Below are 13006 nucleotides of genomic sequence, written 5' to 3'. Positions count from 1 at the left end.
GGCGGGGCGCCCTCAGGTGGCCGCCTGCACCCGGTCCAGCAGTGCGCCCAGCGCCGCGTCGACGGTGTCGGGGTGGCTGACGTTGACCAGGTGCCCGGCGCCCGGCACCAGGACCAGCTCGGCCCGCTCGCCGATCTGCGCCGCCATCCGGGGCGCCGAGCGGGGCGGGATGGTGCGGTCGGCGGTCCCGGCCAGGACGAGGACCGGTACGGCACGCAGGGCCGCGATCGCCGGTCGCTGGTCGTAGGTCGTCAGGCTCCGCAGGTAGGCCGCCAGCACCCCCGCCGGGGTGTCCGCCCACATCCGGGACATCGCCTGCACCGCGCCGACGGGCGGGTCACCGGCGAACAGCTGCCGGCGGAGCAGCCGTTGTCCGGGGCGGGACCGGAAGGGGTGCAGCGCGCCCATCAGCGGGGCCATCAGCCACACCGCCCACGCGCCGCCGGTGGACAGGCGGGTGCGGGCCCGGGCGGTGACCGGGGTGCTGGCCCGCTCCGCGCCGGTGAGTGGTGCGGCCCGGGTGCTCATCAGCGCCGCCCCGGCGATCCGGGAGCCGAACAGCTCCGGTCGGCCGGCGGCCAGCGCGAGCACGGCCATCCCGCCCATCGAGTGCCCGACGACCACGACCGGCCCGTCACCGCCCAGCTCGTCGACGACCTGGCCGAGGTCGCGCCCCAGCTGCTCCACGGTCGCCCCGCGCCCGCCGGCCCAGCCGCTGGAGCCGTGCCCGCGCTGGTCGTAGCGGACGAGCCGCGCGCGGCGGCGCAGCGCCGTCCACTGCGGGTCGTACATCTCCGCCGAGGCGCCGATGCCGTGCACGAGGACGACGGTGGGGGCGCCGACCTCGTCGGCGACCTCCACGTGCAGCCGGACGCCGTCGTCGGTGCGCAGGGACGGCGACGTCCCGGTCGTCCGGCGGGCCAGCCGACGTGCGTCCGCGCGGCGTGCGAGGGCCCCGGCGACGAGCGCCGCGGTCGCCAGCGCGGCAGGGGCGGCCCGGCGCGCCCGGGCGCTCACCCGGCCACCTGCGGCGGGTCCGTCTCGGTCAGGGCGTTCTGCACGATGCGGCCTCATCCACGGGGAGGGAACGGTTCGTCACGGTGGAGCGGACGGACGGCGGCGTCCCCGGACCGCAGCTGCGGGCCGGGGACGCCGTCGGGGTCCGGTGCGTGATCACCCGGCAGGGGACCACGTCAGCGCGGGATCACTCCACGAGGGTGATCTCCGACGCCTGGACGTAGAAGTCGCCGGTCTCGAACTGCTGGGCGGGGTCGTAGAGCTGGAGCTCGGCGAGGAACTCCTCGTCGACCTGCTCCAGGGTGCCGCCGAAGCTCACCGTGTCACCCTCCTGCACCTCGAAGGGGGACTCCGGGTCGTCCTCGCCGCCGAAGGGCTGCAGCCGGACCAGGATCGTCTGCCCGGCCTCGGGGCCGACGTAGAACGCCTCGTCGGCGACGACGGCCTGCACCTGGACGGTGTTGGCCTGGACGGGCTCCCCGGCGCTGGCGCTGAGGTCGACCGCCGGGTCCAGCACGTCCAGGTCACCGACGAGGACGGCGCCCAGGGCGATCTCGGGGCCGACCGCCGCAGGGGTCTCGGTCGCGGTGCCGGTCACCTCCGTCTCCGTCTCCGTGTCGGTCTCGGTCTCGGTGGTCTCCTCGACCACGGCGCCGGCGTCGGCACCGGTGTCCAGGTCGTCGTCGCCGGTGAACTCGGCGATGAGCAGCCAGAGCGCGAGTGCGGCGATGAGCGCGGCCAGCAGGATCCAGGGCCAGATCGGCCGCTTCTTCGCTGCAGCGACGGTGGCGCCGCTGTCTCGGGGTTCGGTCATGGGTACGTGTCCTCAGCCTCGGTGTCGGTGTCCGTACACCCGTGCCCGGGGACGGCGGCGCGGTGCGTCATCCGCCGGAACGTCACCGGACCGCAACCTGCGGGGTCAGTTCGTGCTCGGGTCCTCGGCCGGGTCGGGGAAGCTGAACCGCTCGAAGGGGTCGCTGTCGTCCGCGGAGACCGGGACCTCCACGGTGATCTCGCCGGCCTCCTCGAACACGAACGTGACCGGGATCGACTGGGAGGAGCGCAGCTCCGTCCCCAGACCCACCAGGGCGATCGAGGGCGAGCCCTCGGCGCCGACGTAGGTGTTGTCGTTGGGCGCGACGGTGATCTCCAGCGCGTCCGACGGCTCGGCGCTGCCGCCGAGGCTGACGGCCTCCTCGAAGTCCGGGCCGGTGACGTCGACCAGGGTGACCGGCTCGGTGCCGATGTTGGTCAGCGCGGCGTAGAGCGGCACCTCCGCCCCGACCTCCCAGAGCCCGTCGACGGGATAGGCGAGCTCGACACCGACGACCTCGACGTCCTCGTTGACCGGGACCACCGGGGCCTCGGGCCCCCCGACGATCTCACCGCCCTCGTCGTCGACGACCTCGCCCTCGTCGTCCTGGAGGCTGGGGGAGTCCTCGGTCTCGCCGCAGCCGGTGACGAGCAGCAGGGGCGCGGCGACGGCGAGCGCGACGCCCGGCCAGCGGCGGTGCCGGGGGAGGAGGGAGGTCATGAGCGAGTCCGTTCTCTCGGCGAGCAGGGATCTGCCGCCCCGTACCCGGCGGTCCACGGGGTAGACGTGCGGCGCAGGTCACGGTGTCGCAACGATGCCCGCTGTCCCGCGGAGAGCTGGGTAGCGGGACCTCCATGAGCCGGCCCCTCACCACCTCGACCTCGTCCCCACCCGACCAGGACCAGCCACACGCAGCAGGCCGGTTCGGCGGCCGCGCCGTCCTCGGGCTGGTGGCCCTCCTGGTCGGCGCGGTGCCCTTCCTGGTGCTGTGGCTGCTGGTCCAGGGCAGCTGGTCGCCGCTCGCCTCCCTCGACGGTGAGGTCGCGGCCGACCTGAACCAGGCGGTCAGCGGCTCGCCGGTGGCGGTGAGCGTGCTGCGTGCCGTCACCGACCTCGGGGGCACCGGCGCCTCGGTGCTGGTGACGGTGCTGGCGACGCTCTTCCTGCTCATCCGGCGGCACCGGCGGCTGGCCGCGTACGTCGCGGTCACCGGCATGGGGCTGCCGGTCCTCATCCTGCTCACCAAGTACGTGGCCGACCGGGCCCGCCCGGTGGTGCTGGACCCGGTGGTGGACACCCCGAGCAACGCGAGCTTCCCCAGCGGGCACGCGATGACGGCCGTGGTGACCTGGGGGGTGCTGCTGCTGGTGCTGCTGCCGGTGGTGAGCCGCCGGGTCCGGCCGTGGCTCGTCGCCGGGTTCGCGCTGCTGGTGTTCGTCATCGGCTTCACCCGGCTGGCCCTCGGCGTGCACTTCGTCTCCGACGTGCTGGCCGGCTGGGCGCTGGGCGCCGCCTGGCTGGCGATCACGACGGCGGCCTTCCGCGGCTGGCAGCACGACCGGCACGAGTACAGCGACGAGCCGCTGGACCCGCTGGACGTCGACCCGGCGGACGCGCCGCACCCGGCCCCCACCCACCAGTCGGTGCTGCCGGCGGGCCGGACGACGGTCGGCCAGCTGGCCGGGGCGGCTGCGGCGCTGTTCGTCTCGCTCGTCGGGCTGGGGCTGCTGGTCACCCGGGTGCTGGACGACACCGCGCTGGGCCGCTTCGACCGCAGCGTCGCCGCGTGGTTCGTCGAGCAGCGCACCGAGACCCTCACCACGGTGGCCGAGGCGGTGGGCGTGCTGTCGGGCACCCGGGCGGTCATCGCGGTCGGGCTGAGCCTCGCCGTCCTGTCGCTGGCCTGGGTGGGCAGCTGGCGCCCCGTCGTGTTCGTCCTCGTCGTGATCGTCGGCGAGGTGGGGCTGTACTTCGTCATCGGCCTGGTGGTCGGCCGGGTGCGGCCCGACGTCGTCGACCTGACCGAGGGGCTGCCGGCCGGTGCCGCCTGGCCGTCCGGCCACGCGGCGGCGGCCTGCGCGATCTACGGCGCCCTCGCCGCGCTGGTGATCGGCTACGGCGTCAGCCGCCGGCGGTGGGCCGTGCTCGCGGTGCCGGTCCTGGTCGCGCCGGCCATCGGCGTCTCCCGGGTGTACGTGGCGGCGCACTTCCCCACCGACGTGGTCGCCGGGCTGCTGCTGGGCTCGCTGTGGGTCCTGGCCTGCGCCTGGGCCTTCCAGCTCCGCTCCGGACAGGGCGTGCGGCACCCCGCCACCGCCGCGGGCATGGCGAGTCGGTGATGCGGCGCTGGCTGGTCCGTGGTGGCCTGGCGCTGCTCGCGGCCCTCGTGCTGCTGGTCGGCTACGGCGTGCTGATCGAGCCGCGGCTGGTCCTGGACGACGAGCGGCACGCGGTCGAGCTGCCGCGGCTGCCCGCGGGGTCCGACCCGCTCGAGGTCGCCGTCCTGGCCGACATGCAGATCGGCATGTGGTGGGCCAACACCGGGATGGTCGCGCGTGCGGTCGAGCGGGTGGTGGAGGCCGAGCCCGACGTGGTGCTGCTGGGCGGGGACTTCGTCTACCACGCCGGCCCCGACGTCGAGCCGGAGGTGACGGCGGCGATGGACCTGCTCAGCCCACTGCTGGACTCCGGGGTCCCCACCTACGCCGTGCTCGGCAACCACGACCACGCCAGCGGCGCCGCGGACGAGCTGACCACCGTGCTGGAGGACGCCGGGGTGCCGGTGCTGCTCAACGAGTCGGAGCCGGTGCCCGGGGTCGAGGCCCTGCACGTCGTCGGGGTGGGGCCGTCGCGTCCCGGCCTGGCCGACGTCGACCAGGCCCTCGCCGGCCTGCCCGAGACGGCGCCCCGGGTGGTCCTCATGCACAACCCGACGGCCTTCCCGGAGATGCCGGCCGGCAGTGCGCCGCTCACCGTGGCCGGGCACACGCACTGCGGGCAGATCGCGCTGCCCGGGCTGCCGAACTGGTCCTACCTCGGCCTCACCGAGGAGGAGGAGGTCGTCGTCGACGGATGGGCGCCGGCGGGGTACGGGGCCGACGGCAACGCGCTGTTCGTCACCTGCGGCCTCGGCTTCAGTCTCGTGCCGGTGCGGGTCAACGCCCCGCCGCAGGTGGTCTTCTTCGAGCTGACCCCGCCGGACTGACCGTCGCGCGCCGGTGAGTTCCGGGCGGGCGTCCGGTCTGAGCTGCACGAGCCGCCAGAGGGGCGGCCGGCAGCCGGAGGTCCGCCATGCGCCCGCTCGTCGTCACCACCTTCCTCACCCTCGACGGAGTCGCCCAGGCGCCCGGTGGACCGACCGAGGACCCGTCCGGGAGCTTCCGCCACGGCGGCTGGCTGGTGCCGCACTTCGACGAGGTGCTGGGCGCGCAGATGGACGCCTGGTTCGCCGGCGCCGGGGAGTTCCTGCTCGGCCGTCGCACCTACGACATCTTCGCCGCGCACTGGCCGAAGGTCCCCACCGACGGCGACCGGATCGCCTGGTCGCTGAACACGCTGCCCAAGCACGTCGTCTCCCGCACCCTCACCTCGGTCGACTGGGAGGGTGCCCGGCTGGTCGAGGGCGACGTCGCCGACGCGGTCCGGGCGCTGAAGGCCCGCGGCGAGGGCGAGCTGCAGGTGCACGGCAGCATCGGCCTGGTCCAGACGCTGCTGGCCGAGGACCTCGTCGACGAGCTGCGGCTGGTCGTCTTCCCGGTGCTGCTGGGCACCGGGCGGAAGCTGTTCGCCGACGGGACCGTCCCGCGCGCCTGGCGGCTGTCGTCGTCGTCGGTGAGCAGCACGGGCGCGGTGCTGCTCAGCTATCAGCGGGTGGGGGAGGTGCGCACCGGCTCGTTCCAGCTCGACCAGGTCTGAGACGCCTCCGGAGGGCTCGGCGACCACGGCTCCCGCGGTGGACGGCCACGGTCATCGGCACGTCGCCGCGGGTCCGTGCGTGGGCGCGGCCCTCAGTCGGTGAGCTGACGGAGGATCCGCTCGAGCTCGGCGCGGTCGGCGGCCGAGAGCCGGGCGAACAGCTCCCGGGAGTCGGCGGCCCGGGCGTCGTCCACCTCGCGCTGCACCCGGCGGCCGGCCTCGGTCGCCGAGAGCCGGACCGCCCGCCGGTCCGCCGGGTCGGCGGTGCGCTCGACCAGCCCGCGCTCCTGCAGCCCGTCGGCCACCTCGGTCGCCGACCGGGGAGCGATCCGCAGCGCCTCGGCCAGCTCGGAGAGCCGGACGCCGTCGCGCGCGCAGACCACCCGCAGCGCCCGGGCCTGGTGGGGGGAGAGGTCCCACGGGGCCAGCGCGGCGATGAACCGGCGGCGCAGCGTGCGGGCGACCCGCATGAGCAGGTCGCCGAGCGTCGCCGTGCCGCCGTCCGTCATGGCGGGAATGCTAGCGACTGCCCTGAGGTTGCCACACCGTGAGGTAACCTCAGCAAAGCAGAGAGGGGTGGTCGCCATCGACGACACCATGACATCGGGCCGGGGAGGCGGGCGCTCGGGCAGGCGGCCCGACCCGGCCGACCTGGCGCAGCTGGACCGTGCGCCGGTGCGCTGGAGCCGCGTGGCCGGGCTCTTCCGCCCGTACCGCGGGGAGCTCGCGGTCGTGGTCGCGCTCATCGTGGCCAGCTCGGCCACCGCGCTGGCCACCCCGTTCCTGATCCGGCTGGTCATCGACGAGGCGATCCCGGCGCAGGACGTGCCGCTGCTGGGCTGGGCGGTCGCCGGCATGGTCGGCGTCGCCGCGGTGACCGCCGTCCTCGGCGTGCTGCAGACGTGGCTGTCCACCACCGTCGGCCAGCACGTCATGCACGGGCTCCGGACGTCGGTCTTCACGCACCTGCAGCGCCAGTCGCTCGGGTTCTTCACCCGCACCCGGGGCGGCGAGGTGCAGTCCCGGCTGACCAACGACATCGGCGGCATGCAGTCGGTGGTCACCACCACCGCCACCTCGTTCGCCGCCAACGCCACCACGGTGATCGGCACGGTCGTCGCCATGGTCGTGCTGAGCTGGCGGCTGTCGCTGCTGTCCCTCGTCGTCCTGCCGCCGGCCGTCTGGCTGACCCGGCGGGTGGCCCGGATGCGCCGGGAGATCACCGCCCAGCGCCAGCGCTCCCTGGCCGACCTGCACTCCCAGGTGGAGGAGGGGCTCAGCGTCAGCGGCGTGCTGCTGGGCAAGACCCTCGGCGCGGGCCCGGCCCAGTCGCAGCGGTTCGCCGGCACCTCCGACGTCCTGGTCGGGCTCGAGGTCCGCTCCCAGCTGGCCGGCCGCTGGCGGATGGCGACCATGAGCATCGTGTTCGCCGGCATCCCGGCGCTGATCTACCTGATCGCCGGGCTGCCCGCGACGTCGGGCGGGATGACCATCGGCACGCTGGTCGCCTTCACCGCGCTGCAGGGGGCGCTGTTCCGCCCGCTGATGGGGCTGCTGGACATCGGCGTCTCGCTGACCGCCTCGATGGCGCTGTTCAGCCGGGTCTTCGAGTACCTGGACCTGCCCGTCGACATCGACGACCCCGAGCACCCGGTGCCCCTCGACCCGGGCGCGGTCCGCGGCGAGGTGCGCTTCGAGCACGTCGGGTTCCGGTACCCCGACGGCGCCCGCGACGCGCTGGACGACGTCGACCTCACCGTGCCCGCCGGGGCCACCCTGGCGCTGGTGGGGGAGACCGGGTCGGGCAAGAGCACGCTGGCCTCGCTCGTCGCCCGGCTCAACGACCCCACCGCCGGCCGGGTCACGATCGACGGCGTCGACGTCCGGGACGTCACCCTGGCCGACCTGGCCCACGTGGTCGGCGTCGTCTCCCAGGAGACCTACCTGCTGCACGGCACGATCGCGGCGAACCTGCGCCACGCCAGGCCCGACGCCACCGAGGCCGAGATGGTCGACGCCGCCCGCCGGGCCCAGGTCCACGACGTCATCGCCGCGCTGCCGGCCGGCTACGAGACCGTGGTCGGCGCCCGCGGGCACCGCTTCTCCGGCGGGGAGAAGCAGCGGCTGGCGATCGCCCGCACGCTGCTGCGCGACCCGCGGGTGCTGGTGCTCGACGAGGCGACCAGCGCGCTGGACAACACCACCGAGCGCGCCGTCCAGGCCGCGCTGGACGAGGCCAGCCGGGGCCGGACGACGATCACCATCGCGCACCGGCTCTCCACCGTCCGCGACGCCGACGTCATCGCCGTGCTGTCCGCCGGGCGGGTCGTGGAGCAGGGCACCCACGAGGAGCTGCTGGCCCGCGGCGGGCGCTACGCCGCGCTGGCCGGCGCCGCCGAGCGGGAGGCGGCCCTGGTCGCCTGAACCCCGCGGGCCCCGGGTAGGGGGCGGCGATGAGCCAGACCCACTTCGAGCCCTACGTCCACCTCGTCGACGTCGGCCCCGACCGGGCGCTGATCGCCTGGGGCGGGTTCTGGTTCCGGCGCGACAGCCCCGACCGGCGCTGGCGGCTGGTCGACGACGAACAGCTGGACGAGGTGGACCCCGGCCGGGTCGACAGCATCGGTGCCCGATCGCGCTCCTACGGGGAGGCGGTCGTCGAGGTGCTGGACGACGACGGGGCGACCGTGGGCCGGGCGGCGAGCTCGGAGCAGAACCACGTGTGGGTCGAGGGCCTGGAGCCGGACACCCGGTACCACTACCGGATCACCGTCGACGGCCGGCCGTGGGCCGAGGGCGAGCGCTGGGACTGGGTCCCGGTGCCCCGCGGCGGGATGGACCTGTGCCCGGCCGGCCGCAGCTACGCGATGACCTTCTGCACGCACCCCGATTACGAGACCCCGGCACCCCTGAGGTTCGCCGTGCTGGGCGACTACGGCGTCGGCGTGGTGGTCGACTCGGAGAGCAGCCGGCGGCAGCGGCGGGTCGCCCGGGTGCTCGACCGCCTGGCCGACGACCCGGGCATCCGGCTGGTGCTCTCCGGCGGGGACAACGTCTACCAGGGTGAGGGCGTGCACGCCGGCGCCGAGAGCGGCGGCGAGGACGACGACTGGTTCTCCAGCTTCTACCAGCCCTACCGCTACCTGCTGGACCGGGTGCCGGTGTACCCGACGGTCGGCAACCACGACACCAGCGACAACGCGAGCAGTGACGACCGGGAGCAGATCCGGGACAACTTCCACACGGACGAGCGCTTCACCCCGGAGGTCGCCGGTGAGCGCGCGTCGGTCGACCCGGGGATGTTCTACCGGTTCCGGTTCGGGGCCGACGTGGAGTTCGTCTGCCTGGACACCTCGCTGGCCGACCAGCTGGAGACCGAGCACTTCTTCGAGCACCCGAGGCACGGCGCGTGGCTCGACCGCGCCTTCCCCGAGCAGGAGGAGGGCGGCCCCACCTGGCGGATCCCGTTCTCGCACCACCCCACCTACTGCGCGGGGCCGCACCACCCCAACACCGAGTCGATGGTGCGCGAGCTGGCCCCCCGGTTCCGCCGGGCCGGGGTGCGGGCGGCCTTCGCCGGCCACGAGCACAACTTCCAGCTCTCCGAGGTGGACGGGATCAGCTACTTCCTCTCCGGGGCAGGGGGTCAGCTGCGGGAGGACCCGCCCACCGAGTTCGCCGACGCCGGCACGGTCGCCTGGGCCGTGCAGTCCCACGTCCTGCTCGCCGAGGTCGACGGCGACCGGCTGACCGTGACGCCGTTGAGCGGGCTGACCGAGGACGGGCGGCCGCAACCGATGACGGCGCTGTCCCGGGACGGCGAGGTGGTCGAGGTGCCGTTCGTGGTGCGCGCCGGCTGAGGACTCCCGGGGGCCGGGCGGCTCAGCGACCCGGCTCGCGGGGCGCCTCGGTCAGCGCCAGGATGCTGCCCGCGACGCCGATGACGAGCAGGGCGAGCCCCACGCTGACCCAGCCGAACGTGTCCCAGTAGACGTCCTCGAGCTGGATCAGCAGCGCCGCCTCGTCGACCACCAGCGCCAGCCCGATGCCGAAGAACAGGCCCAGGGCGGCCCGGGCCCGGGGGGAGCGGTCGCCCAGCGCGAGCCCGCCGACGACGGCGAGCAGCAGGATGCCCCACAGGTAGTGGTGCAGGTGGGTGCCGCCGACGGCGACGTCGCCCAGCACCGCGACGTCCTCGCGGATCAGCCAGGTGACCAGCCGCAGGACCGCGAAGGTCACGGTGAAGCCCCACCAGGCCAGCACCTGGCCACGGCGGGTGGCGACCACGTCCCGCAGCCGGTGGGGACGACGGTCGGTCCGGTCGCGAGAGGTCATGGACCGACCCTGCCGCAGCCGGTCGGTCCGTCCTCCAACCGGGTCATCTTCCTGTGGTGCTCGCCTTGATCGTGCGCGACACGTGCCGATGTCTGGGCATGACGACGACGTCGACCGGTGCCCCCGAGCGTGTCCCCTTCCTACCGCGGGGGGTCCGGCTGGACGAGGCGAGCTTCGCCGCCCGGCACCGGGTGATCTCCCTGGTCCTCGCCGCGCACGTCCCGGTGCTGGCCGGGATCGGGCTGCTGCGGGGCGTCGGCGGGTGGCTGCTGTGGGGACAGTTGGCCGTGCTCGTCCTGCTCCTGCTGCTGGGGCAGGTGCTGGGCCGTCAGGTCGCCCGGTCCAGCGCGGTCGCCCTCGGCCTGATGATCGGCGCCGACGTCCTCGTGCACGTCGGAGGTGGCCTGACCGACCTGCACATCTGGTTCTACGTCGTGCTGGCCCTGGTCGCCCTCTACCAGGCGTGGGTGCCGTTCCTGCTCGCCGTCGTCTTCGTCGCCGTGCACCACGCGGTGATGAGCCTGGCCATGCCCGCGTCGGTCTTCTCCACCGAGGAGGCCCAGGCCGCCCCGGTGCTCTTCGCCCTGCTGCACGCGGTGTTCCTGCTGGCGGAGGCGACGTTCCTGGCCTACGGCTGGAAGTTCGCCGAGCAGGCCGAGCGGGCCCGGCAGGCGCAGCAGCGGCTCGCCGAGGAACAGCAGGCGGCCCAGGTCGCGGTCCAGGAGGAGCTGGCCGAGGAGCGGGCGCGGGTCGCGGAGGCGGAGGCGGCCCGGCTCTGCGAGCGTGCCGGCCGGGCGGCCACCCAGCAGGAGCAGCTCGCGGCGCTGCTCGGCGCCGGGCGACGGCTGGACGAGAACGTCGGGGTGGCGACCGAGGTCATGGGCGGGCTGCGTGCGGCGATCGGCGAGATCGCCGCGGCGGCGAGCCAGGCGACGTCGACCGCGCACCAGGCCAGCGTCCAGTCCCAGGAGAGCGCGGCCACGGTCGAGCGGCTGGCCGGCACCATGGCCGAGATCGACCAGATCGCGAGCAGCATCTCCAGCATCGCCGACCAGACCAACCTGCTGGCGCTCAACGCCACCATCGAGTCGGCGCGCGCCGGCGAGTCGGGCAAGGGCTTCGCCGTGGTGGCCGGTGAGGTCAAGGACCTCGCGACGGAGACCGCCCAGGCGACCGAGCGCATCCGGCGGGTGGTCGACGCCGTGCGCGGCGACGTGGCCGCGGCCGGGGTGGCGCTGCACGGCGTGCAGGAGGTCATCCGCGGCGTCGTCGACGCCCAGACGACGATCGCAGCGGCGGTCGAGGAGCAGAACTCCTCGTCGGCGCAGGCCCAGGAGGCGATCACCGGGGCTTCCCGCGAGGCCGCGCGGATGGCCGCCGACCTGCAGGGCCTCGTCGCGGAGATGTGACCCGCCGACCGGCCTCCCCTGGTCGGTCGGCGAGTCGTCTCGGACGTGTTGACACCCGTTCGGCGTGCTGGCTAGCGTGACGCGCACCACATGGGAAACCGCTTTCCCACCCTCCTCGAGACCCCAGGAGCGACATGCGCGCACTGCGTCGCACGTTGATCGTCACCGCGGCCGGAGCACTGGCCGTCACGCTCGCCCCCACCGCCGCCCAGGCACACGGCCGTGACCCCGGCCGGGACCTCGGCCGGGAGGTGCTCGGCGCGCAGGACGGCTGGGCCGCCGCCGAGGGCGGCACCACCGGCGGGTCCACCGCGGCGCCGGAGAACGTCTTCCACGTGCACACCTGGGCGGAGTTCCGTGCCGCCCTCGGTGGCGACGCGGCGCGCGGGGACACCACCCCGCGGATCGTGTACGTCCACGGTGTCCTGGACGCCCAGCAGCGCACCCCCGACGGGGCGGTCGACTGCGCGGCCTACGAGGTCGAGGGCTTCGACATGGCCGACTACATCGCGGCCTACGACCCGGCGGTCTGGGGCACCGAGACCGAACCCAGCGGCCCGCTCGAGGACGCCCGCGCGGCCTCCGCGGACGTCCAGGACGCCCGGGTCCGGCAGTACGTGGGCTCCAACGTCACGATCCTCGGGGTCGGCCGGGACGCCGGCATCGTCGGCGCCGCGCTCACCGTGCGGGGCTCGGACGACGTGATCGTCCGCAACCTCCGGCTGTCCGACGCCTACGACTGCTTCACCGCCTGGGACCCGACCGACGGCGACGCCGGCGCCTGGAACGCCGCCTACGACAACCTGTGGCTCGCCGAGTCCACGCACGTCTGGGTCGACCACACCACCTTCGACGACGGGCAGAACCCGCCGGAGGCGCTGCCCACCGTGTACGGGCAGAAGTTCGAGGTGCACGACGGCCTGCTGGACATCACCAACTCCTCGGACCTGGTCACCGTCTCCTGGAACGAGTTCCGGGACCACGACAAGACCAACCTGATCGGTTCGTCCAACAGCCGGGTCGCCGACCGCGGCCGGCTGCGGATCACCTTCCACCACAACCTGTGGGAGGACATCGGCCAGCGGGCGCCCCGGGTCCGCTACGGCGACGTGCACGTCTACAACAACTGGTACGTCGTCTCCGACCCGGCGGCCTACCAGTACAGCTGGGGCGTCGGCGTGGAGGCCGAGATCGTCGCCGACAACAACTTCGTCCAGCTGGCGCCCGGGGTTGACCCGGCGTCCTTCGTCGAGGACTGGCGCGGGGAGGCGCTCGAGGGCACCGGGGTCGACGAGTCGGGCACGCTGGTCAGCGCCGGCCGCTCCTGGCCGCGCCGGACCAGCCTGGTCGAGGCGTACAACGCCGCGAACGACCCGGACATCCCGACCACGGTGAGCTGGACGCCTCCCCACGTGGAGCGGATCGACCCCACGGTCGCGGTGCCCGCACTGGTGCGGGTCAAGGCCGGCTCCGGCGGACTCCGCTGAGCGGAGGGCGCCCTCCCCGCCGGACCGGC

At 74.4% G+C, this 13006-nt stretch carries 12 protein-coding genes; 7 read left to right on the top strand and 5 right to left on the bottom strand.

Annotation, left to right across the window (positions count from 1 at the left end; all coding sequences use genetic code 11):
- Positions 1 to 12: 12 nt before the first annotated feature.
- From FB380_RS05595 to FB380_RS05585, 3 genes are all read right to left on the bottom strand, one after another.
- Positions 13 to 1017 (bottom strand): alpha/beta fold hydrolase, encoded by a 1005-nt coding sequence (locus FB380_RS05595; RefSeq protein ID WP_166754214.1) that lies wholly within the window; start codon positions 1015 to 1017, stop codon positions 13 to 15.
- 187 nt (positions 1018 to 1204) lie between these two features.
- Complete coding sequence (locus FB380_RS05590; RefSeq protein WP_166754213.1) at positions 1205 to 1831, bottom strand: hypothetical protein; 627 nt, start codon at positions 1829 to 1831, stop codon at positions 1205 to 1207.
- A gap of 105 nt (positions 1832 to 1936) precedes the next feature.
- Positions 1937 to 2551 (bottom strand): copper chaperone PCu(A)C, encoded by a 615-nt coding sequence (locus FB380_RS05585; RefSeq protein WP_166754212.1) that lies wholly within the window; start codon positions 2549 to 2551, stop codon positions 1937 to 1939.
- A gap of 134 nt (positions 2552 to 2685) precedes the next feature.
- On the opposite strand from FB380_RS05585, the gene FB380_RS05580 reads away from it, so the two are divergent.
- The 3 genes from FB380_RS05580 (at position 2686) to FB380_RS05570 (ending at position 5746) form a co-directional block, all read left to right on the top strand.
- Positions 2686 to 4170 carry a phosphatase PAP2 family protein gene (locus FB380_RS05580; protein WP_166754211.1) on the top strand — a complete coding sequence of 495 codons (1485 nt, stop codon included), beginning with the start codon at positions 2686 to 2688 and terminating at the stop codon, positions 4168 to 4170.
- On the top strand, positions 4170 to 5036 hold the full coding sequence (locus FB380_RS05575; RefSeq protein ID WP_166754210.1) for a metallophosphoesterase: 867 nt from the start codon (positions 4170 to 4172) through the stop codon (positions 5034 to 5036). The genes FB380_RS05580 and FB380_RS05575 overlap by 1 nt, the downstream gene beginning before the upstream one ends.
- Positions 5037 to 5122: 86 nt before the next feature.
- Positions 5123 to 5746: a dihydrofolate reductase family protein gene (locus FB380_RS05570; protein WP_166754209.1), complete on the top strand. Its 624-nt coding sequence runs from the start codon at positions 5123 to 5125 to the stop codon at positions 5744 to 5746.
- Positions 5747 to 5838: 92 nt separating this feature from the next.
- Here FB380_RS05570 and FB380_RS05565 read toward each other — a convergent pair whose 3' ends face one another.
- Positions 5839 to 6255, bottom strand: a complete 417-nt coding sequence (locus FB380_RS05565; RefSeq protein ID WP_166754208.1) for a MarR family winged helix-turn-helix transcriptional regulator — start codon at positions 6253 to 6255, stop codon at positions 5839 to 5841.
- A gap of 67 nt (positions 6256 to 6322) precedes the next feature.
- Between FB380_RS05565 and FB380_RS05560 the strand changes: the two genes are divergently transcribed.
- Together FB380_RS05560 and FB380_RS05555 are read left to right on the top strand one after the other, a co-directional pair.
- A complete protein-coding gene (locus tag FB380_RS05560; RefSeq protein ID WP_308422982.1) occupies positions 6323 to 8170 on the top strand; it encodes an ABC transporter ATP-binding protein in 1848 nt (615 codons plus the stop codon).
- Between the two features lie 29 nt (positions 8171 to 8199).
- Positions 8200 to 9606, top strand: a complete 1407-nt coding sequence (locus FB380_RS05555) for a purple acid phosphatase family protein (protein ID WP_166754207.1) — start codon at positions 8200 to 8202, stop codon at positions 9604 to 9606.
- A 22-nt stretch (positions 9607 to 9628) separates the two neighbouring features.
- On the opposite strand, the gene FB380_RS05550 is transcribed toward FB380_RS05555, so the two are convergent.
- Positions 9629 to 10081: a hypothetical protein gene (locus tag FB380_RS05550; RefSeq protein WP_166754206.1), complete on the bottom strand. Its 453-nt coding sequence runs from the start codon at positions 10079 to 10081 to the stop codon at positions 9629 to 9631.
- A 98-nt stretch (positions 10082 to 10179) separates the two neighbouring features.
- Between FB380_RS05550 and FB380_RS25315 the strand changes: the two genes are divergently transcribed.
- Complete coding sequence (locus FB380_RS25315) at positions 10180 to 11490, top strand: methyl-accepting chemotaxis protein (protein ID WP_166754205.1); 1311 nt, start codon at positions 10180 to 10182, stop codon at positions 11488 to 11490.
- Between the two features lie 134 nt (positions 11491 to 11624).
- Positions 11625 to 12977, top strand: coding sequence for a pectate lyase family protein (locus FB380_RS05540; protein WP_166754204.1), 1353 nt, complete (start codon positions 11625 to 11627; stop codon positions 12975 to 12977).
- Positions 12978 to 13006 lie beyond the last annotated feature (29 nt).

The organism is Modestobacter marinus, assembly GCF_011758655.1.
Classification (GTDB): domain Bacteria; phylum Actinomycetota; class Actinomycetes; order Mycobacteriales; family Geodermatophilaceae; genus Modestobacter; species Modestobacter marinus.
Note: the sequence above shows the minus strand (reverse complement) of the source record. Positions and strands in the feature narration are given on the sequence as shown.